The following is a 24,548-nucleotide window of genomic DNA, read 5'->3' as shown; positions in this document are numbered from 1 at the left end:
ACAAATAGGACAACTATTTTTCCAATCCACCGGCGACTTTACCGGTGCCAATTTTACCTACAGCGCCACAGATAACAGCGGCGCAGTTAGCCCCCCAGCTAACGCGAATCTCGGTTTAACAGGAACGACACCCCCACCGACTCCAGCACCAGTACCAACACCCACTCCCACACCAGCACCAGTACCGATTCCAGCACCAACACCAACTCCCACACCAACTCCCACACCAACTCCCAACGAACCGCCAGTAGCCAACAATACTAACCTCACCCTAGGGCCCAACAGCACCGCGAAAATTCCGGGATTGGGAAAAAGTGACCCCGACGGCTCGATCGCCTCTTACACCATCAACACCCTGCCACCAGCGGCCCAAGGAATCCTGTTTTTAGGAGATCCAGCCAACGGCGGAGTCGCCGTGACACCGGGTCAAGTATTGACACCGGCACAAATAGGACAACTATTTTTCCAATCCACCGGCGACTTTACCGGTGCCAATTTTACCTACAGCGCCACAGATAAAAACGGCGCTACCAGTCCCCTGGCTACCACTACTCTCGGTTTAACAGGAACGACACCCACACCAAATCCCCTAAACTTACCGCCAGTAACCAACAATGCTAATTTCACGGTAGACCCCAACAGCAGCGCGCGGGTGCCCGGATTGGGAGGAAGTGACCCCGATGGGTCGATCGCCTCTTACACCATCAACACCCTGCCGCCAGCGGCCCAAGGCATCCTGTTTTTAGGAGATCCAGCCAACGGCGGAGTCGCCGTGACACCGGGTCAAGTTTTGACACCGGAACAAATAGGACAACTATTTTTCCAATCCACCGGCGACTTTACCGGTGCCAATTTCAGCTACAGCGCCACAGATAACAGTGGCGCTACCAGCCCCGCCACTGCTACAGTTGCCGCTCTCTCCCCGACTTCCAACCAACCGCCATCGGTTAACAATGTTAACTTCACGGTTCCGACTAACGGCATCGTGCAGGTGTTGGGATTGGGAGGAAGTGACCCCGATGGGTCGATCGTCTCTTATACCATTACCAGCGTCCCCCCAGCCAGCCAAGGAGTCCTGTTCTTATCAGATTCAGTCAACGGCGACGTACCCGTGAGAGCAGGTCAAGTTTTGACACCGGAACAAATAGGACAACTATTTTTCGTAGCCACAGTTGACTTCAACGGAGCAACTTTCAGCTACACCGCCACCGACAACCTCGGCAAAGTCAGCCCCGCTAGCGCTAATGTTGCTGCTATCTTGAGGCCAGTTGGAACTGTTCCCCCACTCACACCTACACCCACACCAACACCCGCGCCCGGTATCTCAAATCCGATCGCCGAACCAGATACCGACTGTCTGTGTCAGCCGATTCAGGAAAAACCGGGCATTAACTTTACGCCCCCGCAGCAACCGCCCGCAGTGGGATTTGTCCAGCCTATTTCGCAACTTGGAGAGGGACAAACCACCAAAGGAACCAATGGCGATGACTCGATCCTAGACACCAAAGGCAACCAAAAAATCGTCGGTTTTGAAGGTAACGACCTGCTTTTAGGTGAAGACGGCGCGGACGAAATTTACGGAAACGAAGACAATGACACGATTTTTGGGGAAATTGACACCGATATTGTTTACGGAGGCAAGGGCAACGATATCGTATTCGCAGGCAAACAGAACGACTGGATTGCCGGCGACTTAGACTCTGACACCCTGTTTGGAGATCGAGGTGCCGATACGATTCTCGGAGACAACGGCAACGATAACTCCAACAGCGCTGCTGAGAATGGCGATTTGATCTTCGGAGGTAACGGTGCAGACATCATTAATGGTAACGAGGGCAACGATACCATCCACGCCGGTAAAGGTGATGATATTGCCCTTGGAGGTAAAGAAAATGACCTGATTTGGGGCGAACTCGGCTCCGATACCTTGTTTGGTGGCATCGGCTCCGACAGCTTGTTTGGGGGCATCGCCGACCAAAGGGCCAGCGACTCCCAGGGACTCGACTTGCTGTACGGAGGCTTCGGTAACGACTTCCTCAACGGCCAACAAGGCAACGATACGCTGGTTGCTGGCAAAGAAAACGATCGCGCTTACGGAGGTAAAGGCAACGACCTGATCTACGGTCAATTAGGCTCTGATACCCTCTACGGCGGTGAAGGAGCCGATACTCTGCTCGGCGACAGCGGTGGTTCCAACTCAGTTAGCGGTGCTGGCGAAGAAGACTTGCTCTTTGGCGGCACCGGCAACGACATCATCGGTGGCGGCAACGGTAATGATACCGTCCAAGCAGGTAAGGGCAATGATGGCGTTTGGGGTGGCAAAGATAATGACTTGATTTGGGGCGAACTCGGCTCTGATACCCTTGTCGGCGACAACGGCGACGACACTATGTACGGCGGTGCTCGAAGTCGAGCTAAAGATGTCAACGGCCAGGACTGGCTCTTTGGTGGTGATGGTGCTGATGCGCTGTTCGGCGATGAGGGTGACGATACCATCAGTGGCGGTGAAGGCAACGACTTGATTTACGGTGGCAAAAATAATGACCTCGTACACGGAGATGCCGGCAACGACTTGATTTACGGCGGTGACGGGGGCGATGAACTCTGCGGTGGCGAGGGCAACGATACCATCTATGGCGATGGTGCTGATAACCCAGGTGTCTCGGTGGGCGCCAACGATCGGCAAGACTGTATCAACGGCGGTGACGGCGATGATTTGCTCTACGGCAACGAAGGGCAAGATACTATCAACGGAAATGCTGGTAACGATACTTTGTTTGGCGGTAAAGATAGCGATATTCTCAATGGAGGTGCGGGGGATGACTGGCTGTTTGGCGACGCGGGAGATGATACTTTGATTGGAGGTATTGGGAGCGATCGATTTGTTTTGAGTGCTGACGGCGGCACTGATACTGTGATTAACTTCGAGGTAGGTGTCGATAAGTTTGTTTTGACTGGCGGCGTGAGTTTCCAGCAGTTGCAATTTAGCGCCACTCCTAACGGTACGCTGTTGCGAATAGCAGGAACCGATCGGGTGTTAGGAAACTTTATCGGGGTTAACGGGGCGATCGGCTCTTCGGATTTCCTATCTAATCTCTTGTCTGAGGGCTAGAATTAGCGCCGAAAGTTCCCTATTTTCATAACAAAACGCCACAGCAGCTCAAAACTTCTGTGGCGTTCTTTGTAGGGCTACTTTGTCCGACGGTTAGGAGGTTTTGATATCAAATCCCGTAGCATCGGAATGATTCATATCATTTCCGGTAACACCGGAATGAAGTTGACTGTTGACTGTTGACTGTTGACTCGATTTTATTATTCCGATGCAACCGGGAATGATTCAGATATATATTCTCGGACTCTGTGTACTCTGTGTTCTAATAAGGTTAAAGCATTCCGATGCAAGCGGAAACGATATGATATAGCCTTTGTCAAAAAGGTGAGGTACAAGTTTAGATTTTAGATTTTAGATTTTAGATTTTAGATCAATTCCGGTTGTAACGTCAGGTGATTGTTGACTGTTGACTGTTGACTGTTGACTGTTCCGATCGATTTACCGCAATCAGGAAAATTTAATAACTTAAGCCGTTGCTCGTTACTTTCGCTCTGCCTGGTAATGCAGGTGCGGAGGAAGAGCCTCCTTCTTTCTTGCAACTTACAGGAGATTTGTGTTATTAATCGACCGGACATGATATCAAGACTCGATCTTTACCTCTAACCGCTCGATCCTATCTTGCAAAACATCTGCGTTAATCTGCGCTAATCTGCATCAATTTGCGGTTTACCTATCAATCAAAAATATATGCAATAAGTCTACAAATCACGTTTTTTTCCACAATCAAATCCTACCTCCTATTGCAGGTCGAAGCTATGGAAACAATTTTATGAGAGTTGTGCGATCGCCTAAAATCAACAAATACAACCAATTACCAATTACCCACTATCGCTTCAAATAATTAGCTTGTGAAAGCGAAATCTGCTTGCGTAAAAACAGTCGGCGCGGTTGACCGAACAGCCAATGAGTCCAATGCCAATCGACTTGTTGCAAGCGATAGCCGGCTTGATAGTACAACTGTCTGGCTGCGTGATTATTTTCCAGAACGTGGAGGTAAATCTCCGAAAATCCCCATTCTCTTGCTGTATCCTCGCAGTTGCTGAGCAATTGTTGAGCAACTCCCTGCCGCCGATACTCTGGGTGAACGGCTAAATTTGACAAATAAGGATAGTCTGAACTTGGAATTTGCCAAGGGAAACGAGCGCGCAGGGCCATTTCTATTGTTCCTGCTACGGACCCAAGTCGGGGCGATCGATAATTCTGCATTCCTTCCTCGCGCGAGACTAGCTCAGCAACCAGACAAATGTAATGTTCTGCCTTAGAACGCAGTCGATTTTTTAAATCTTCGTAAATGCCCAAACGCAGCACCGGATACACCCATTCTACCAATCCCTGGCGGGAGTGAAAGCTCACGGCTAAAACATCGGCTAGCTGTGTCAAGTCGTTCGACACAGCGACGCGGATCGAAAAGGCAGAAAGTCGGGGAGTTTGTTGTTCGTGAGACGGTGAGGAAAAAAAAGAAGGATTCACCATTTAAGGTCACTATATTATTTTTTTTACGCTATTTTCTCGGATTTTTACCTAAGAAACTTCTCTGATGTTATGATATTATGAGATAATTTATAGACATCGTTGATTAGTACCATTAAATCACATTATTTTATGCTTTAATTTAAGTAGTATTGGATGTTGTGTGCCAGTTTTTGGCATTTAAAAATCAATTTCCTATCAATCAAAACCAATCCCCTAATACTAAATTGGTGGGTAACTGCTAAGGTATTAAAAACAATCAAAAAGGTTTTAATGTCAGGTTCCCGGAACCCTGCGGATCTGTGTTGGTTCAAATATCCGATCGCATCGAATATAATTTTTCGCTCAGGAAATTGAAAAACTCAACGACTGACCGCACTAACATCGGGCCCGCTTGCACGTCGGATCTTCGCCACCGGCCCGGTGAACCGGACAACCCAGCTTTCAGCAGTTATGGGTCATCGGCAAGCCCGTCCCGTCACGAATTGGCTTTACCTGTGGCGCTAGGGATCGCTCTCCCCACCGTCCAATTTAAATTTGGATGGTCAGAAACATTCTGCGGGGGTTTTCCTTCACGGCTCGATCTTGTGCTGCAATGCTGTGCAAAGGGCGATCGAGACTGTCAAAATCTCGAAGAAAGCTAATTTGCCGGTTTCCACAGAGTACATCCCTAGCTAAGATTAACAGATGGACGCTCTGGCTTACAGTGTTTGGCCGCACTAATTGGCTTCTCGAAAATCTGCGATGGCACAAAAATGTCGCGATCGCGGAAAAAGTGCAAGTCTAACTCAAATGGTACAGCAATTGCGTCACCCGCACTCAAAGCCCGTTTGGTCTGTCAGCCACCCCCCGAATATCCGTCAGGGGAACCGGCGCAGGCTCGCCGACAGTATCGAGCTGCGGACTGTTAAAGTTGCTGTAACCTTGGCAGTCGAAAAAACAGAGGCGAAAATATTGGTGGTCTATTATATCGTACTGACAGCAGTTTTCACATACCAAATAAAATCGACCAAGGAGGGAGAATATGACATAAATTTGGCAAATTAACTTACAATCGCGAAGGTTATTCCTATGTATTATGAGATATCCAGACAGCTTTTAAAAGTGCCGGATTCGTGTTTCTGCTTCTGCATAGAGGTGAGGGGTAAGGGGACACTTACCGCAAGACGAGTTTATGTGAATATCATTAAATAATAAAATTAGGGTGTACGACAGACAATTGTGGCTCAGAATAATTCTGGATTTAAAACTAAATTCTCAAAAATCAAGCTGGATTGGGAGTATCTGGGTTTTGTAAAAAGCATTTTTTTAGAGTGCGTGTCCTCGGGAAGTCGCGTATTGTACAACTCGCGACTTCCCGAGGACACAATACAAGATGCAAAACACCAATGATCCCGGTTGACTCTTGCTTTGGCCAACTCACGACAACTTCAGATTCACGAACTATTGTGACTTCAACAATTGAAACCGGCGAATTCTTTTTTTCATCAGACTTATTAAATCGAACAGCCCCGGGGCACAGGAGAACGGTGCATGAATTCTCAATCAAATCCTAAGTTAAAAATTCTGATCGTCGATGACGAACCGGATAACCTCGACTTGCTTTACCGCACCTTCCATCGAGACTACAAAGTGTTCAGGGCCGAATCTGGCCCCGCCGCCCTGGAAATTTTGGCAAAAGAGGGAGAAGTTGCTGTGATTATCTCCGACCAGCGAATGCCAAAAATGAGCGGTACGGAGTTTCTCAGCCTGACGGCGGCTCAATACCCGGATGTCATCCGAATTATTTTAACTGGCTATACGGATATTGAAGATTTAGTTGAAGCGATTAATGCTGGCAAAGTATTCAAATACGTTACGAAGCCTTGGGATGCTGAAGAACTTAAAACTATTGTCACTCAAGCTGTTGAGACTCACAATATCCTGAAAGCGCGCACCAATGAACTGCGTAGGGCTCTCTCGCAAGAATCGCTGCTTTATGCCGTTACCAATACTATCCGATCCGCCCCCAATTACCAGCAAATGCTGCAAAGAATTGTGGAAACCGTCGGGCAGATGTTTGAGGTGAATTGTTGTCTGCTGCGACCTTTTCAAGACGGGCGGGCGGCTGACGAACAGTTCGTTTACCATGCGCCGGAAACCATACCTCTAGATGCTTCTGGACTTTCGGCGGATTTGCTGGCGGATTTGGTTTGGAAAACTCTGGATGTGCAGGTGATTCAAGATGCCGAAACTGATGAGAGAGTTTTAAATTGGGACAATCCCCAGCGACAGCAGGCTTATCAAGCTGCGAATATTCGATCGAGCTTAATCGTACCGCTGTTTTACAAAACGGAACTGATGGCTGTCTTAGCGCTGCACCAGTTCGATCGACCGCGCCAGTGGCAAGACCATGAGGTACAGTTGGTAATTACGGTGGCCGACCAAGCGGCTTTGGCGCTTTCTCAAGCCAGGGCTTACGAAAAGGTGCGGGCGCTGGCCAAGCGCGAGGCCTTAGTCAATACTATTACTACGGCAATTCGATCGAGCCTCGACCCCCAAAATATTTTTGCAGCCATTACTCAACAACTAGGCCAAGCTTTGCAAGTTGACGGCTGCGCCCTATCTTTGTGGACAGAAGATGATGAATACGTCCAGTGCGTGGGGCTCTACGACACAAATAGGAATACCGTGGCTGTAGAACAGGGTTTTAACAATCCAGAGGTAGTGGGGAACCAGGGAAACTCTGCTGCGCCAGGGACGGATTCTGCTAGTGGTGGTGTTAACTCTGGCACCTGGGTTTTTGCCCATCCTTCCTTGCCGCAATCTTTGGTGCCGATTCGGGGCAATCCGGTGTTGCTGCAGGTTATGGTATCAAAAGAGCCGGTGGCTATTGAAGACCTCTACGAACGCCCCGATTTAAATGTTACAGAACTGCAAGTTCGATCGCCAGCCCGCGCCCTGTTAGTCGTTCCCTTAATCTCCGAAGGCAAAATCATCGGCAGCATTTCCCTGCGCCAAAATCACACCATCCGCCGCTGGAAACTCTCAGATATTGACCTGGCTCAAATAGTGGCAACTCAAGCTGCTCTAGCCGTGCAGCAGTCGCGCCTCTACCAGACTACCAGACAGCAAGCAGAACGGCTCCTAGAAGCCGATCGGCTCAAAACCGAGTTTTTCCAAAATATCTCCCACGAATTCCGCACGCCTCTAACACTAACCATCGGCCCTTTGGAATCAGCTTGCGGCCGCCAAGAAGACTTACCCTACGAACAAGCGGTAATCGCTTTGCGTAATTCGCGCCGCCTCCTGCGCTTGGTAAATCAACTGCTGGACTTGCAGCGACTCGATGCCGGACGGATGCAGCCGAGTTTTCGCCCCTGCGATTTAGTCAGTTTCTGTTACTCTACCGCAGAGTCGTTCCGCGCCTACTGCGATAAAAAAGGACTGCAATTAATTACCCAACTGCAAGAATGTCCTTTACTTTATTTGGATATTGAAAGATTTGACAAAGTGATTTACAACTTGCTATCAAATGCTGTCAAATTCACCCCAGAAGGCGGAACAATCACCCTGACAGTTAAACCGGCAGGCGCTCACTGCTTGCTGCAAGTAAAAGACACCGGCATTGGCATTCGCACCGAACAAATTCCCTATTTGTTCGAGCGCTTTCGCCAAGCCGAAGGTTCTACCAACCGTTCCTACGAAGGCAGCGGCTTGGGTTTGGCGCTTGTCAAGGAATTAGTCGAACTCCACGGCGGTCAAATTTCCGTGGAGTCAGTTTACGGCGAAGGTACTACTTTTACCGTCTGGCTGCACTTCGGTTCTACTCACTTACCACCGGAACAGGTACTAGAAATACCTGCAGAGTTTCATTCATCCAAAGCAGCGGTGGAACTGGCAGATGTGGAAGGTGATTTGTCTGATGCTGAATTTGCCAATGAGAGTTTTGAGGCGATCCAACCGATCAATTCAGAAACAGCAGCCGGCACTGTTTTGGTTGTTGACGACAATCCAGATTTGCGCTTTTATGTGTCGGGAATTTTGCAAAATGCCGGCTTTGCAGTTTTGCTCGCTCGCAATGGCGAAGAAGGATTTGCAGCCGCCCAAAATCGTCGCCCGGATTTAATTGTCACGGATTTGATGATGCCTTTAATCTCGGGTTTAGATTTGATTCGGATGATTCGACAAGATGAGGAATTGAAGGGTACTCCGGTAATTTTGCTGACGGCGAAAGCTGACGAAGATACTCGGATTGAAGGAGTAGAACGGGGTGCTGATGCTTATTTGTCTAAGCCTTTTAACGATCGCGAATTGTTGGCCGAAGTGCGAAATTTGATCGCTCTCAAACAAAACGAGCGCCGAGTGCAGCAGTTGAACAGTTATTTAACTGAGTCGGTGCTGCGCCGCTTTTTGCCGCCCTCGATGGTGAAGGCGGCTGCGGCGGGAGATTTGGGGCTGGATTTGCGCCCGGAACCGCGTTTGATTACTATTTTGTTTAGCGATATTGTCGGTTTTACTGAGATGGCAAATACGCTGCGATCGCGCCGGGTGGCTGAGCTGTTGAATGAATATTTGGCGGCAATGACTAAGGCTATTTTTGACAGTGGAGGTACGGTGGATAAGTTTGTGGGAGATGCGGTAATGGCTCTGTTTGGCGCGCCGGAGGAACTAACGCCTAATGAGCAAGTACGCCGCGCGGTGGCTGCTGCAAGGGAAATGCTGCGAGCTCTTAAGGAGCTTAACGAGCGCTGGGTGGAGCAGGGAATTGTGGGGGAAAATGGGATGCCTCCGGTGCGGTTTCGCTGCGGAATTCACCAGGGTACTGCGGTGGTGGGAATGTTTGGTGGCCCGGATCGATCGGATTATACTGCGATCGGGCCGAGCGTGAATATTGCTGCACGCTTGCAAGAGGTGGCGGAAGCAAATTCTGTGCTGATTTCGGCGGCGGTTGCAGATTATGTTGAGGAAGATCGAATTGTTAAATATAAGTCGCTGACACTTAAGGGAATTGATGAAACTGTGTTGACTTTTTTACTTAATTGTGATTAGTTATTGGTTATTGGTTGTTTGTTATTGGTTTTTTGTTATTCGTTATTGGGTGTTTGTTATTAGTTATTAGTTGTTTGTTATTGGTTATTGGTTATTGGTTGTTTGCTGCCAATTTTAATGTCCAATGCTTTTCTGTTTTTAGATCCAATTCTCAATGCTTTTATACCCATTGACTAATGACCAATGACTAATGACTAATGACCAATGACTAATGACTAATGACCAATGACTAATGACCAATGACTAATGACTAATGACCAATGACTAATGACTAATGACCAATGACTAATGACTAATGACCAATGACTACTGACTACTGACTAATGACCAATGACTAATGACTAATGACTAATGACTAATGACTAATGACTAATGACTACTGACTACTGACTAACTAAAATATTTTCAAAGTGACAAAAACTCCTAATACAAAATCCTCTAGCTATCCCTTTGACGGTTTATCTTTGGACGATCGCAATCCCGACTTCATTCAACTTTTGCTGCCAATCTGGGAATGGCTGTACCGCTACTATTTTCGCGTACAAAGCGACGGCTGGCACCACGTCCCCGCGAACGGAAAAATGCTCGTTGTCGGCTCCCACAACGGGGGAATCGCCGCTCCTGATATGTTTATGTTTCTATACGAATGGTTCCACAGGTACGGCACGGAACGCTTGGCCTACGGATTGATGCACCCGACGGTTTGGCAGGTTTCTCCTGATATTGCTAGCATGGCGGTGCAGTGCGGCGCTATCAAAGCACATCCGAAAATGGCGATCGCAGCTTTGCGAAAAAATGCCCCGGTTCTCGTCTATCCGGGCGGCGCAGAAGATACTTTTCGCCCCTATCACTTGCGGAACAAAATCTACTTTGCCGGACGTAAAGGATTTATTAAATTAGCATTGCGAGAAGAGGTACCAATTGTACCAATTATATCCCACGGTGCCCACGATACTTTAATAGTTTTGGCGGATTTGTACGAACAAGCAAAGCAATTGCATGAATTGGGGATGCCGTGGTTGTTTGGCATCGATCCGGTGGTGTTTCCGGTGTATTTAGGATTGCCTTGGGGACTGAGTATTGGGCCTTTGCCAAACTTGCCTTTTCCGGTGCAGATTCGGACTCGCGTGTGCGAACCGATTGTATTTGAGAGGTACGGTAAGGAGGCGGCGGGCGATCGCGATTATGTCGATGCTTGTTTCGATTTAGTTACAACTCAAATGCAGGCACAATTAGATTGTTTGGCTGGTAATTGAGAATTAGGTGAAAGTGATATTCGTTGATATATTGTGAAATAAAGGGTGGTTTCCATAAAGGTTTATAAATGTGGCGATCGCTCAATGTGGCTATACAATTGAGTAATGTGCTGATAAAAATTACTTGTCCGCTGCTATTTACAGCTACCCATCCCTGCATAAAGTCCTAATTCAAAACAAGTCTAGTTGACCAATAACACAAAATTGACATACCACAAATCTGCCTAAAGTGATAGTAGTCCGCAGACATATTTGTACACTTCCGACTGTAGGGGGATGCTTTAGCTCGTCAATAAGGCGATGCTTGCCATTGGGGGCACGAATCTAAAACTATATAATTAGTCAACTCGCGCCAACGATCGCGCGTACCCACCCTTTAACGAGGCATATACTATGTATCAAAATTTTCCAATAAATCCAGAAATGTATAACATCGGGTTCTTGCTGGCCCAAGTGCCAGTAGAACAGACTACAACTACAAACACAGTAGAAGAAACAGCACTCCTCTATTCCGGGCCGCAATTTTTTATCGCCCTCATCGCTGGAGTCGTTCTAGCCTGCGCTTTCCAACTGTTGCTAACAAATTTATCAGTAGCTGCGGGTCTTTCCTATATCGGACAATCCCACGATGACGGACACCACTCGGATAGCAGCAGCCCGCCACTGCGCCACATCGGCAGCAAAGTCGGCACTTGGACGCTAATCACCGTCACCGTCGCCCTATTCTTCGCTTGCTTGCTAGCAGTAAAGCTGAGCTTGATTAGCAGTCCGGTTTTGGGGGCGATCGTCGGTTTAGTTGTCTGGGCTGCCTATTTCTCACTTCTCGTCTGGGTGAGTTCCACCACCGTCGGTTCCCTGATCGGTTCCGTCGTCAACACCGCGACATCTGGCGTTCAAGCGATTTTTGGCACCGCAGCCGCAGCCTTGGGCGCGAAAGCAGCCAGCAATCAAGTAGTGGCCACAGCCAAAGCAGCCGCCGCGGCAGTGGGACACGAACTCGGTAGCGCGATCGACCCCACAAGCTTGCGGGAAAACGTCGAAGACTACATCCAAGCCCTCAAACCGCCGGAATTAGACATCAAAGCGATGCGCGGCGAGTTTGAAAAATTGCTCAACGATCCGCAACTCAAAAACATTGCTGGCGAAAATTTGCCGAAGATCGATCGCCAAACTCTAGTAGATTTAGTAAGTTCGCGATCGGACTTGTCAAAGCGCGATGTCAACCGGATTGTAGACCAACTCGAAGATGCTTGGAAACAAGTAGAAAAACAAGAAGCCAAATCAGACGGCATCGGCCAATTGGTAGATTATCTCAAATCTGCCAAATCGGGAGATTTGCTCTCAGAACAACTGACAAGTAGGGTAGAACAAGCCCTCAGCAGTCTGGGCGGTCAAAATTCCGGCCAAAGCCCCACCATGAGAACCCAAGCAACGACAATGGCAGTCAATGCTTTAATGGGAATAGTTTTGGGCCGCACGGACATTTCCGATTTCGATGTAGAAAAAGTAGTCGGTCAGCTCAAAACAGCTAAAGATAAAGTTAGCGCCCAAGCTGATAAAGTTGCCGCTCAAGTCAAAGGCGAACCCGAAACCTATAGCCCGATCCGCGCCGATGTAGAAAACTACTTGCTCAACACTTATTCGTGGCAAATGAACCCGCAAGCGATCGAGCGCGAATTTCGTGACGCGATCTACGATCCTACGGCAGATCCGGGAACTGTGCGCCGCGAATTAGAAAAACTCAATAAATCTCAGTTTGCGGAAATTCTCGCGAGTCGAGGCGTTTTTACCCAAGACAAAATTAAAGAAATTTCCCAGGATTTAGAAGCAATAAGACGGCGAGTTTTAGAAACCGTTATCTTTGCTGAGGAGCAAGAAAAAGCTCGCGATTTGCAGTGGCGGGTGGAAACTTATTTGAAGCTGACCCCGAAAGAGGAACTGACAGCAGCAGGTATCGGGAGCGATTTCAAAAAAATCTTAGATGATTCCGATGCGAGTTACGAACAGTTGCGCGATCGGCTTTCTCCTTACACCCGCGACAGTTTTGTGCAAATTCTCAGAGGCCGCGAAAACTTCGGCTTTCAGGAAGTAGAACAGATTGTCAACGAGTTGGAAAAGACGCGAGATGTCGCTTTAGCAGATGCTAAAGGCCTGCAAGAAGCCGCGCAAGTCCGACTAGACAATCAGTGGCAAAAAGTACAAGAATACTTGCAGTCTACGGGCAAATCAGAACTCAATCCCGAAGGCATCAAGCGCGATTTCAAAACACTGCTGGACAATCCAGAAGCGGGAATTTGGGCGCTCAGAGCTAGAGCTTCTCGGTTCGATCGCGATACTTTGGTAAAATTGCTATCTCAGCGCAAAGACCTCAACGAAAACCAAGTAAACGAGCTTCTAGACAGCGCCGAGGAAACTTGGCACAGCGCGCTCCAAGCACCGCAACAACTGGCAGAAAAAGCTAAGGATCAGTACGACCAAACTACGACCGCCCTGGCAGATTACCTCCGCAATACTGGCAAATCAGAACTCAATCCTGAAGGGATTCAGCGCGATTTGACGAAACTGATGGAAAATCCCAAGGAAGGGGCTTTAGCGCTGCGGGGACGCCTGTCTCAGGTCGATCGCGATACTTTGGTAAAACTGCTTTCTCAGAGAGATGATTTGACTGAAGAACAAGTCAATCAAATTATCGACCAAGTGCAGGAAACTCTGGGCTCGATCGTGAAAGCGCCTCGCCGTTTGGCGAAGCGGGTACAAACCCAAGTCCAGGATTTTCAGAGCGTTTTAGAGGATTATTTGCGAAATACGGGCAAGGATGAATTAAATCCCGAAGCCATCAAGCGCGACTTGCAACTGCTGCTGCACGACCCAAAAGTCGGCGCTTACAGCTTGGGCGAGCGTCTGTCGCACATCGATCGAGAGACTATGGTTTCTCTGCTGTCTCAGCGGCAGGATATTTCTGAAGCAGAAGCTGCTCGCATTGTGGATGGAATTTTGTCGGTGCGCGATGAGTTTGCACTACAAATCCAGAAAATTCAGGATCGCATTCAGTCGGTAATTGACGGGGTTCTCGGAAAAGTTCGGGATTACCTCAATTCGCTCGATCGCCCTGAACTAAATTATGAAGGGATTACGCGGGACGTGCGTCAATTATTTGACGATCCGCAAGCTGGATTTGATGCTTTGCGCGATCGGCTAGGTCATTTCAACCGCGATACTTTAGTAGCACTAATTAGTTCCCGCGAGGACATTTCCGAAGCCGATGCTAACCGCTTGATCGACCAAATTGAAGTCACCCGCAATAGAGTGTTGCAAAGAGCAGAACGCTTGCAGCAAGAAGCCCAGCTTCGCCTTGAAAGCATCAAACTTCAAGCTGAAAAACAAGCTGAAGAAACCCGGAAAGCAGCCGAAGTTGCTTCTTGGTGGCTGTTTTTTACCGCTCTTACCTCGGCCGTAGCAGCAGCCGGTGCCGGTGCCTTAGCTGTTATCCGCTAACTAAAAACTGAATTTGCGCCGTGCAAGCTAATAGTGCCTGATGTGAGTTCATACTGACATCAGGCACTATTTTTATCAGAGTTTTCAAGGGGAGGATCTCACTTTTGCAGCCAAGCTAGAAATTGGAGACAGGAGACAGGAGACAGGAGGAAAGAGGAAGAAAGAAGGAGTCAAAAGAAGTGTTTTTACAAATATGAGATGCTCCCCTTTTCAAGAGCGTGTCGGCTCGATTCATATCAATTCCGGTTGCACTCATACATGATGTTAACAGTCAACAGTGAATTTACTATTCCGATGAAGAGAGGATGTGATATAATACTGAAAAACTTTTTCATACTTGACAGTATTTTCCATAAGTTTAGTATAGTAGAGATAGATACAGGTATAGCCTTTCTGTGCTCTCATATGAGGTACTATCCGGGATAGGCCTCCGTGGGCATAGGCCTCCGTGGGCATAGGCCTCCGTGGGCATAGGCCTCCGTGGGCATACCTCACTTTTGTGAGAACCGCTATAGCATAACCGCGCTTCACAAATGGGCGATAATCCAAAACGACTGGCTAGAAAACAATAATATCTCGTGGGTAGCGAACACCACAAAAAACATAGCTAGGGCAGCCACCGCGCACCCACACCAGAAAACTCAAAAATTTAGTAGTTTAGATGTACGCCAAGGGCATAATACGGGAACCTGGGAAGCGATTCCTTAACGCTTGGGGAGATAAGCCCTCTGGGGCTATTCAAATTAGACTCGCAACTTCGTTCAATCGGACGGGTTTTTGGTTTAAATATTGCCGAAAGGATGGATAGTTTAAAGGTGTGTCAGTGAACCAAGAATCCCCGCGCGTTCAGGCCCGGGAGTGTCAAGAAGGTAATTAAAGATGTGAAAATACTACACTGATGTGGGGACGACATATCGGATATCTTGGAAATACCAAGGACTTTTGCCAGTGGGCCCACAACAGTCAAAATATGCAGGCCCTGTCGAGCCAATGCTAAACAACCTACGTCTCAAATCTCCCCAGGCTAGTTGCCTAGTAGCACAGTGAGGGGGGCGACGCCATGCAACTCCGAAAAAAAACACTATTAATCATCGGTGCAGCTCTAGTCAGCCTGATTCTGGTTCTCTATGCCACTGCATCAACTATTTTGCTGCACGATTTTCAAAACCTTGAGGCCCAGTACGTCCGCCAGGATGTCGCGCGGGCTTTGGATGCCCTAGATGACGACTTGTCGAATTTAGACACCAGCGCCCAAGACTACGCCGAGTGGGACGATACTTACTCTTTTGTTGATACACAAAATGAGGCTTTTGTCAAGTCAAATTTCGTCGATTCGACATTTACTTCCTTGAGACTAAACTTGTTGCTAGTGCTGGACTCCAGCGGTCAGACGATTTTTAGCAAAGGTTTCGACCGGAAGTCCCAAACCGAAGTGCCGATTCCCGAAAGCTTGAAACAGCAATTGATTGAGGCGTTGCTAGAACCCTCGACACCGCAGGGCGATCGCGATCGGGCAAAAGCAGGCGTCATTACCCTCCCAGAAGCTAGGCTGCTAATTTCTTCGAGGCCGATCGTCAACAGCAACGCCCAAGGCCCGCCGCGCGGGACGCTGGTTCTGGGACGCTACCTCGACAGCAGCGAAATTGGTTTGCTTTCGGAACTGACTCACCTGTCAGTCGATTTTAGGTTGCCGAGTTTAGATTTTAAATTGGGTTCTGCGAACTACTCCAAACCGGGGGCTAAGGCGATCGCCCGATCGATCCAGGATTTAGACAAAATCAAAATTTCTAACCTCAAATCAGTAGAAATTTTAGTCGAACCAGTCAGCGATAACGTAGTCGCAGGATACGCCCTGATTCGCGACCTCCAAGGCAACCTAGCGCTGCTGCTGCGAGTAGAGGCAGACCGCATCATCTACCGCCAAGGTCAGGCTACCTTGGGCCTGTTTACCCTATCAATACTGGCAGTAGGTTTAGTATTTAGCGCGATCGCCCTGCTGTTGCTCGAAAACTTAGTCTTGGCGAGATTGGCAGACCTAAGCACCAGCGTCAGCAACATCGGAGCCAACGGAGACCCAGACTTGCGCGTTCATATGAGCGGAAAAGATGAACTCGCAAGCCTGGCCGGCGCCATCAACACAATGCTAGAAGCATTGAGCAACTCTCAAGTCGAACGCTTAGAAAGCGAAGACCGCTATCGGTTGATGGCCGAAAACTCAACCGACATGATTACCAGACACAACCCCGAAGGCGTGTTTATTTACGTGTCCCCCGCCAGCCGCGCTTTGCTCGGATACGAACCTTCGGAACTCGTCGGCGCGATCCCCAACCATTATTTTCACCCAGACGATTTAGAAACCATCGCCAAAGCTCACTCAAAAGTCCTGGCGCTTCCAGTTACTTACACCGTCAGCTACCGCATCCGCCGCAAAGACGGCAAATACATTTGGTTTGAAACCACCAGCCGCACGATCCGCGATCCGGAAACTGGTTTGGTGCAAGAAATTATTGGTATTTCCCGCGACATCAGCGTCCGCAAGCAAACAGAACAAGAACTGCGAGAAAGCGAAGCTGCAATTAAAGCTTTGTACCAAGTGACCTCGGCTCCCCGTACTGACCCGGAGGGCCGCCTCTTTACCTTTGATTTGCGCCTCCAAGAACTGCTGGTGATGGGATGCCGACAGTTGGGTCTGTCCGTGGGAATTTTGTCCCGCATTCAAGGCGACAAATATCAAATCGTGGCTGTGGAATGTCCCGACGGGTCGATCGAGAAAGCACAAATCTACGACCTCGAAAAAACCTTTTGCGGGACTACAGTAATGGCAAAAGAACCGATGTACTTTGAGTCGGCGAGGTTTGCGGCTTTGTGCTTCAACACCGAGGATCCAGCATTCAAGATCGAAGCGTACATGGGCATTCCCGTCACCGTGACAGGTGAAGTTTACGGCACTTTGTGCTTCCTTTCTCCAACTCCTGTGACAGAACCGTTCCGAGTTGTAGACAGAGAGTTGGTGAAACTGATGGGTCAGTGGGTGGGAAGCGAACTAGAACGCCAGCAAACAGGCGTAGATTTGGCAAAAGCTCGCGACGAAGCACTGGCGGCTACCAAAGCTAAAAGCGAATTTTTAGCCACCATGAGCCACGAAATTCGCACTCCGATGAACGGAGTCATCGGCATGACCGGTTTGCTGTTGGATACCTGCTTAACTCGCGAACAGCGCGATTTTGTAGAAACTATCCGCAGCAGCGGCGATGCCTTGCTGACGCTGATCAACGATATTTTAGATTTCTCGAAAATTGAGTCGGGCAAATTGGACTTAGAGGAACATCCGTTTGACATCCGCACTTGCATTGAGGAATCTCTTGACTTGGTAGCTACCAAGGCGGCACAAAAAAAACTGGAATTGGGTTACTTGATCGATCGCTCGGTACCGACAATGGCGATCGGCGACAGCACCCGCTTGAGGCAAATTTTAATCAATTTGCTCAGCAATGCTGTGAAATTTACCGCAACTGGAGAAGTAGTGGTTTCGGTGACGGCAAAAAAGATTTCAGTGCCGGCAAACCCTACAGAACCGCCAGAAATTAATGGCGAACCGCTAGCAATTAACCAAGCATACGAAATACAATTTGCGGTCAAAGATACGGGTATCGGCATTCGGGGCGATCGCATGGATCGGCTGTTTAAATCCTTCAGCCAGGTAGATTCTTCAACAAGCCGACACTACGGCGGTACCGGATTGGGTTTGGCAATTAGCAAGCGTTTGGCCGAAATGATGGGCGGCAGGATGTGGGTAGAAAGTATGGGTTGTATTGCCGGCAAGCCTCCGGTAGATTTTAAAGCAACAGCTTTTGATGTGGAATGGGGAGACTCCTGTGAAATTGCCGAAAAATATTGCTCTGTCAAATCCGCACTCAGCACCAAGCCGATCGACCAAAATCCGCCATCCGCCGGCTCTACTTTTTATTTCAGCACGATCGTTCGTGGCTGCAAAAGTTCTTTGTCGGTTAACTCGACCAATTGTCAACCGGAATTGGCTGGGAAGCGAGTCTTGATTGTCGATGACAATGCTACCAACCGCCAAATTTTGACTCAGCAGGCTCAGTCTTGGGGAATGGTGCCTAGAGCTTCAGCTTCGGCTCGTTTGGCTTTAGATTGGCTAGCTGCTAAGGAGGCGTTTGATTTTGCAGTTTTGGATATGCAAATGCCGGAAATGGACGGGTTGGCTTTAGCAGCGGAAATTCGCCAGTATCCTGATTGCGAAAAGTTGCCCTTAGTGATGCTAACTTCGATCGGCCTACCAGAAATTAACTGCTCTGCAGTTGATGTGAATTTTGCTGCTTTTTTGAACAAACCGATTAAACAATCTCAGTTTTACAATGTTTTAATCAATATTTTTGGGGAACCGCAAGTAACTGAAATGAGAGGGCCGCGCACTAGCGGGGCTTTCCTCCAAAGCATACCAGTGCTGGCAGATAACTTACCGCTGCGGATTCTGTTGGCGGACGATCATTTGGTGAATCAGAAGGTGGCTTTGCAAATTTTGCAGCGGATGGGCTATCGCGCGGATGTGGCGGGAAACGGGATCGAAGTGCTCGCAGCTTTGCACCGCCAGCCTTACGATGTGGTGTTGATGGATGTGCAAATGCCGGAAATGGACGGTTTGGAAGCTACCCGCCTCATCCGCGAGCAATTTTCAGAGGATTTTACCTTAGAAAATCCCACTGAAGAATCAGAAGTTTCTGAAACTGACGAACAATCTAACAATCCCAAATCCCCAATCCCCAATCTAAAATCGACGAACCCTTGGATTGTGGCGATGACAGCAAATGCGATGCAGGGCGATCGCGAAGAGTGCATGGCTGCGGGGATGGACGATTATTTGAGCAAGCCGATCGCCATTGAGGAGTTGGTTCGAGCTTTGAAGGCGTGTAAATCTCGATCGCGCCCAGAGTGCGATCGCCCGGTGCCGATTGTTTGTGTAAACTCGCAGATTGAACAGATCGGAGAAACGAGTGAATTAGAAGTGCGATCGAATGCGATTGTTGCGGAAAATGCACAACAGACAATTTCCAATTCGAGCGCAGTTGTCGGGTTTGGTGAATCAAATCTCGATCGGGCTTTGTTAGAAAGTCCCGATTGTCTGAGTGCCAAGATTATAGAAGGATTGCGAGATGTGGAAGCTTTAGAGGAGGCGATCGAGATTTACCTCGAAACAGCTCCCGAACTGCTGCGAGGCATCTCTACGGCCGTCAGGAGCGCCGATCCGCTGGCTTTGCGGCGAGATGCTCACTCTTTGAAATCGATTAGCGGTACTCTCGGTGCTTTTGGCTTGTTTAAGCTGTGCGAGCAACTCGAAATCATGGGCCGCATCGGAATACAAGCCAACCAAGCTTTACCTGCTCCAGCTTGCGAGCTTTTAAAACAGGTTGAGGCCGAGTATCAAAGAGTTGAGGCGGCGTTGAAAATGGAAATGCAATATGTTGATGGTTAAGTAGCAGGACATACAGCGGTTCTCAGAAAGATGAGGTGCCGCTGGGCATAGTACCTCATCTTTCTGAGAAAAGCTATACATATTATGGATTACAATCTAATTGCTAAAATAGTAATATTCTCTGTATCAATACCTTGTACTTTTTACCTTGCTTACGCTGCGAAAGTAGCCCTCAATCTCAACCTCGATCTATTCGGGGCAGGGCACACTCCTGCTAAGTTAGAAAAGCTATCCGGTGGCATAATTAAATGTAAGTGGTTCCCTAATCCTCACCACTGCCCCGGACACAATCATGTTAAATATTCAATCCCGGACGCATCAAAACCCAATAAACCGGGTTTGTGATGGCTTTTGTGTACTGCAATCAAATTTTCTGGTAAAAAACCGGGTTTGTGACTGGCAAACTTATTTTCGTGTTACCAAAACCCAATCCTCGGCTGTTTTTACAACCTCAGCATTCTGCAAATCTAGATGTTTGAGGACAGGTTTTTCTAACAGAAAATAAGGTTGCGGGAGAGTTTGCCATTTTTCTTTCAGTGTAGGCGCGTCGGCGACAATAACTTGCCTCTGGCTGTAAAAATTCAGCGACGGACGCGGGAGGCGGTGAGAAGTAAAGACTTCTTGGCCGATGGGCGTTCCTTCGCGGACAATTTGGGCGATCGGCTTAACCGGATAATCCTCCGCCAGTTCCCAAACCCAGTTGTCGGAAGCGACAAATACCAACAGCGAGACGTAAGTTCCCCAAATTAAAACTAATAAAAATTGTCTGTCTTTGTTGTGCAGCAACACGGCCGCCAGTGTCATTGTCAAAGCTACAAACATCATCATTAACTGCAAATCTTGCTGGGGAGATACAATTTGTTCCCCAATCCGTACTAAGCCGCTAAAGTACGCGCAACCGACTACAGCCACCACCGCCAGTATTGCCAAAATCGCGGGATGAGGTAAAAAAGATATAGCATCAAAACGTTCTTCTGCTTCCTCTTTGATCGGCTCTGGCGGTAGGGACATTTGCTCCCAAACTTCCGCGAAATAACTACCAACGGCTAAAGCAAAAGCTGGATAAATTGGCAAAACATACCAAGGCAATTTCGTATTCATCACAGAAATAGCCAGCAGATATACTCCTGTCCAAACTAAGACTAATTTCGGCCCGGGAAAATTGCGATTTTCCCAACTGAAATACAGCCCTTGCAGATAAAATAACTGCCACGGCCAAGCTGATTCTAAAATTTCTAAAAGATAATACCAGGGCGGGCCGTTGTGATTGCTTACTGGTTCCCAAATGCGCCGGAAAGATTGGTTTAGCAAGTTGGCGTTGATGAAATCTTGGCCGTAGTGCAGCCATTGGGCAAAATACCAACCAGCTACGGGGAAAGTTCCGATCGCCAATCCGCCCCAAAGATAGCCAGAAGTGAGGAGTCGCGGGGTATCCCAAACCAGGAAAACTAAGCCGATCGCGCCCAGCAGCAGCCCCAACATCACGCCCTTAGTCAAACAAATGAGTCCGAACCCGATCCCCGCCCCCAAGGCGTAGCGCAAGTCGCGGCGCGATCGCAACAAACACCACATCGATGCCAGCAAAAAACACAAAACTGCTCCGTCTAACATCGCCAAACGTCCGTGCCGCACTACCGGAAGCAGCGTCAGATAAACGAGAGCCGAAAAAATGGCGATCGAGCGCTGCGGATACAACTCCCGCCCAATGGCGTAAAGCATGGGCACAGAAGCCGCCGTCAGCATCGCCGGTACCAACCTCGCCGTCAATTCGCTGACGCCGAAGTTGGCAAAACACAGCCCGATCAGCCAGTGTACCAGCGGCGGTTTGTTGAAATAAGGCATAGAGTCGATCGTCGGATACAGCCAATTTAAATTGCCGCGCCAAATTTCCCGACTTACCAGCCCAGCAATCCCTTCATCCCAATCCCGCAACGCCGGGCCGCCGAGATTGAGCCCGAAAATTAGCACCGCAGCCAACAGCAAAGCCAGCATCCACAGTTTGTCTGTCAAGCTGTCATTGAAGCGAGTTTTCGGTTTACCTACCGAGAATGGAAAGATTTTTGACATAAGGAATGACCGTTTAAGATTTTCGATTTTAGATTAAAGAATTGAAGAATTGGGAATCACTTATAAATTCAGGGTTGGGATCGTGGGCTAGGGTGGTTGGATGCTTTTGGGAAACTCGGCTTAAAAGAATTTTTCGCGTCCCAAACAGAAGGTAAACTTAGACAGCAGTTATTGGCGACAAGGAAAATACCATGAACTTACCTGTAATTATAGATATCATAATTGGCCTAGTGTTTATTTACCTGACTTTAAGCTTGCTAGCTTCAGAAATTCAGGAACTGATTGCTACTGTTTTGCAATGGCGGGCGGAACATTTAAAGAAGTCGATCGAAGTGCTAATTTCTAACGGCAGCGACGCGGCCAAAGAGCCGCTGCAATTTCAGCGAGTCGAACAATTTGCTAATGCGCTCTACGCTAATCCGATTATCAAGGATTTGAATCAGGGAGCCAAAGGGATTTTCTCCCAAGGATTTCGACTTATTACGCACCTTATGGGTGATTTGTACCGCCTGCTGACTCGCACCAAGAATGTTTTCGGCAATCAATCAACAGGGCCTTCTTATATTCCACCAGAGAGTTTTTCTGCTAGCCTTTTGGATACTTTAAAAATTTCTAATTCAATCCGAGCGATATCTAAAGCCAGATTGGAAAGATTTAAAGATTTACAGTTGGCACAAATTCAAGCAATTAGCAATCATTTGAATCTGCCGGAGTCTGCAAAATCGATTGTTGAACAACAATTTAGCTGGTTGACGGCGGAGTTTAATCGGGTTGTTGAAGATTATAAAAAAGATTTGACGAGTTTGAACAACAGTTTGGATCGGATGTCGGAAAAACTAGAATTTTATATTAATGATTCTCAGGTTTATCTGCCAGAAACTGAGCTAGGAGGGAGAGATTTTCAAAGACAGATGGCATTTATTAAGGCTAGTTTTGATAGCGAATACGAGCGGGAGGCGCTGCGATCGCAACTGGAACCGAGTTTGAGCAATCTGTTAAATAGTGTGAGGAACTTTAAAAAAACTCAGGATAGGGTAGCAGAAATTATGGAGGAGCAAGAAAACGGTTTGATGTACCAAGAAATTCAAGAAATTTTGAGCATTATGCCAGAATCTTTGAAACGCAGCCTTTCTATTTTAGCGCAGCGTGCTGAAAAAGGCGGCGGAGATAGTCAAGAGCAGTTGCAGCGGTTTCAGCAAGAAATTGAAACTTGGTTCGACCAATCGATGCAGCGTGCTTCCGGCGTTTACAAGCGAAATGCTAGAGGGGTGGCGATTTTGCTCGGAACTACGATCGCGATTGCTGCTAATGCTGATAGCATTCATATTGTTAATCGGTTGTCGAAGGATTCGATGCTGCGATCGACTGTTAATTTGTATGCTCAGCAGTTGGTAGAAAAAAACGCTAAGACTAAATTAGATAATTTAACCGGTCTTAGGCAAGTTCAGCAGGATGTCGATCGAGCTTTGGATAATGTAGCTCTACCTTTGGGATGGAGCGAACCGAACAGGTTAGAAATAGACGCGCAGGGTAATTTATTGTTGCCGGCTTTCATGGCAAAATTGCTTGGTTGGATCTTGAGCGGCGTAGCTATTTCAATGGGAGCTAGTTTTTGGTTCGATGCGCTCAACAAGATTGTTAATATTCGCAATTCAGGGAAAAAACCGCCATCTGCTGACGACTGATACATTTACGCGCGCCACAGACTCTCAGACAATTTGATATTTGAGATTTGAGATTTGGGATAGGAGCGATCGCCAAAGGCTTTGCAGGACGGGCTACCGAGTGGTATTCTGACTTGAAAGTGGTGTTACCTACAGGATACAGAAACCATCGGTAATTACGGGCCATTAGGCAATTCTGGAAAATACAAAAAATATAAATTCCGTGCGATCGCGGATGGCAGCGCCAAACAGATGGGCGAAACTAATAAAAGGGTGACATGGAGACGAGCAACACAAACAAGGTCGCTGCCAGTTTCCTGTGATTTGACTCCCAGGGTGTATCTACCGTTCAACACCCTTTTGGAGGAAGGAAAATGTTCACTTCTTTGACAGAAACCAATCCTGCTTCGGAATACCCAAATGCCCCATCCAAAAGCTGTGTATTTAACGATTCCAGCATTAATTCTGGGGGATATTTTATTTCTGAGATTTTGATGGCGCTGGCATTAATTTTCGTCGAGTTTAGTCGCTGTAATGGCATCGAGCAAGTTACCTCGGCACTGCAAAAATATGCCTCTATCTTTGGAGAGATTGACAAATTTTGGACAATTTCTAGCAGCACTTCCGATTACCTAGAACCGTGCAAAAGCCAATTGCCAACACTCCAGAAAATACTCGCCCCCGAAGCAACCGGGTTTTTTCACCGAATCTGCAGGTGCCCAGCAAGTATTTTGGTACAGTTGCCGATCGACAACAGCGGATTAGATTCGTTATATACATTCGGTAACTGCACGGCGGGCGATTCTCTTCGGGAATCGGCAGCAATTAACCCATACTTAATATCAGACTGTTTTGAATGTTAGTAAATGCCACAACAAAATCGTAATCTGTGTTTGAGATTATTTTTTAATTGTCTGAATTATTCAAGATTAATCATAAAAATAATCTTGAATAATATT

General features: G+C 47.8%; 13 protein-coding genes. 10 read left to right on the top strand and 3 right to left on the bottom strand.

From position 1 onward, the window contains the following. Window positions 1–3,112: Ig-like domain-containing protein (locus QUA97_RS15725; protein ID WP_442922532.1), on the top strand; the 3,112-nt coding region annotated here is incomplete at its 5' end. Window positions 3,113–3,937: 825 nt separating this feature from the next. Here QUA97_RS15725 and QUA97_RS15720 read toward each other — a convergent pair. Further along, window positions 3,938–4,582 (bottom strand): GNAT family N-acetyltransferase, encoded by a 645-nt coding sequence (locus QUA97_RS15720; RefSeq protein ID WP_194067608.1) that lies wholly within the window; start codon window positions 4,580–4,582, stop codon window positions 3,938–3,940. A gap of 353 nt (window positions 4,583–4,935) precedes the next feature. Between QUA97_RS15720 and QUA97_RS15715 the strand changes: the two genes are divergently transcribed. From QUA97_RS15715 to QUA97_RS15700, 4 genes are all read left to right on the top strand, one after another. After that, entirely contained in the window at window positions 4,936–5,226 is a 291-nt protein-coding gene (locus tag QUA97_RS15715) for a hypothetical protein (protein ID WP_228049986.1), read from the top strand. A gap of 100 nt (window positions 5,227–5,326) precedes the next feature. After that, entirely contained in the window at window positions 5,327–5,629 is a 303-nt protein-coding gene (locus tag QUA97_RS15710; protein ID WP_194067592.1) for a hypothetical protein, read from the top strand. 486 nt (window positions 5,630–6,115) lie between these two features. Beyond that, on the top strand, window positions 6,116–9,613 hold the full coding sequence (locus QUA97_RS15705) for a response regulator (protein ID WP_333195187.1): 3,498 nt from the start codon (window positions 6,116–6,118) through the stop codon (window positions 9,611–9,613). 410 nt (window positions 9,614–10,023) lie between these two features. Then, entirely contained in the window at window positions 10,024–10,869 is an 846-nt protein-coding gene (locus QUA97_RS15700) for a lysophospholipid acyltransferase family protein (RefSeq protein WP_194067594.1), read from the top strand. Here the strand turns inward: QUA97_RS15700 and QUA97_RS15695 are convergent. Beyond that, the gene (locus tag QUA97_RS15695; RefSeq protein WP_228049987.1) at window positions 10,823–11,029 is read right to left on the bottom strand and encodes a DUF4915 domain-containing protein; all 207 of its coding nucleotides are present in this window, start codon (window positions 11,027–11,029) and stop codon (window positions 10,823–10,825) included. The two genes, QUA97_RS15700 and QUA97_RS15695, sit on opposite strands and share 47 nt — an antisense overlap. Window positions 11,030–11,262: 233 nt before the next feature. On the opposite strand from QUA97_RS15695, the gene QUA97_RS15690 reads away from it, so the two are divergent. From QUA97_RS15690 to QUA97_RS15680, 3 genes are all read left to right on the top strand, one after another. Continuing rightward, window positions 11,263–14,364 carry an MFS transporter gene (locus tag QUA97_RS15690; RefSeq protein ID WP_333195186.1) on the top strand — a complete coding sequence of 1,034 codons (3,102 nt, stop codon included), beginning with the start codon at window positions 11,263–11,265 and terminating at the stop codon, window positions 14,362–14,364. 1,060 nt (window positions 14,365–15,424) lie between these two features. Further along, window positions 15,425–19,858, top strand: coding sequence for a response regulator (locus QUA97_RS15685; RefSeq protein ID WP_333195185.1), 4,434 nt, complete (start codon window positions 15,425–15,427; stop codon window positions 19,856–19,858). Window positions 19,859–19,942: 84 nt separating this feature from the next. Beyond that, window positions 19,943–20,203 (top strand): hypothetical protein, encoded by a 261-nt coding sequence (locus QUA97_RS15680; RefSeq protein ID WP_194067597.1) that lies wholly within the window; start codon window positions 19,943–19,945, stop codon window positions 20,201–20,203. A gap of 60 nt (window positions 20,204–20,263) precedes the next feature. On the opposite strand, the gene QUA97_RS15675 is transcribed toward QUA97_RS15680, so the two are convergent. Then, window positions 20,264–21,925, bottom strand: coding sequence for an ArnT family glycosyltransferase (locus QUA97_RS15675; protein WP_333195184.1), 1,662 nt, complete (start codon window positions 21,923–21,925; stop codon window positions 20,264–20,266). Between the two features lie 191 nt (window positions 21,926–22,116). On the opposite strand from QUA97_RS15675, the gene QUA97_RS15670 reads away from it, so the two are divergent. Further along, entirely contained in the window at window positions 22,117–23,610 is a 1,494-nt protein-coding gene (locus tag QUA97_RS15670; RefSeq protein WP_333195183.1) for a hypothetical protein, read from the top strand. Window positions 23,611–23,963: 353 nt separating this feature from the next. Further along, window positions 23,964–24,452 carry a hypothetical protein gene (locus QUA97_RS15665; RefSeq protein WP_333195182.1) on the top strand — a complete coding sequence of 163 codons (489 nt, stop codon included), beginning with the start codon at window positions 23,964–23,966 and terminating at the stop codon, window positions 24,450–24,452. Window positions 24,453–24,548: the final 96 nt, after the last annotated feature.

It is taken from the genome of Microcoleus sp. CZ3-B2 (assembly GCF_036705055.1).
Classification (GTDB): domain Bacteria; phylum Cyanobacteriota; class Cyanobacteriia; order Cyanobacteriales; family Microcoleaceae; genus Microcoleus.
This window is presented reverse-complemented; position numbering and strand designations above follow the sequence as displayed.

Coding starts and splice junctions, on each gene's coding strand:
- QUA97_RS15695 (WP_228049987.1), bottom strand. CDS start 11,029: ATGCAGGGATGGGTAGCTGTAAATAGCAGCGGACAAGTAATTTTTATC.
- QUA97_RS15710 (WP_194067592.1), top strand. CDS start 5,327: ATGGCACAAAAATGTCGCGATCGCGGAAAAAGTGCAAGTCTAACTCAA.
- QUA97_RS15670 (WP_333195183.1), top strand. CDS start 22,117: ATGAACTTACCTGTAATTATAGATATCATAATTGGCCTAGTGTTTATT.
- QUA97_RS15685 (WP_333195185.1), top strand. CDS start 15,425: ATGCAACTCCGAAAAAAAACACTATTAATCATCGGTGCAGCTCTAGTC.
- QUA97_RS15675 (WP_333195184.1), bottom strand. CDS start 21,925: ATGTCAAAAATCTTTCCATTCTCGGTAGGTAAACCGAAAACTCGCTTC.
- QUA97_RS15665 (WP_333195182.1), top strand. CDS start 23,964: ATGTTCACTTCTTTGACAGAAACCAATCCTGCTTCGGAATACCCAAAT.
- QUA97_RS15705 (WP_333195187.1), top strand. CDS start 6,116: ATGAATTCTCAATCAAATCCTAAGTTAAAAATTCTGATCGTCGATGAC.
- QUA97_RS15680 (WP_194067597.1), top strand. CDS start 19,943: ATGGATTACAATCTAATTGCTAAAATAGTAATATTCTCTGTATCAATA.
- QUA97_RS15690 (WP_333195186.1), top strand. CDS start 11,263: ATGTATCAAAATTTTCCAATAAATCCAGAAATGTATAACATCGGGTTC.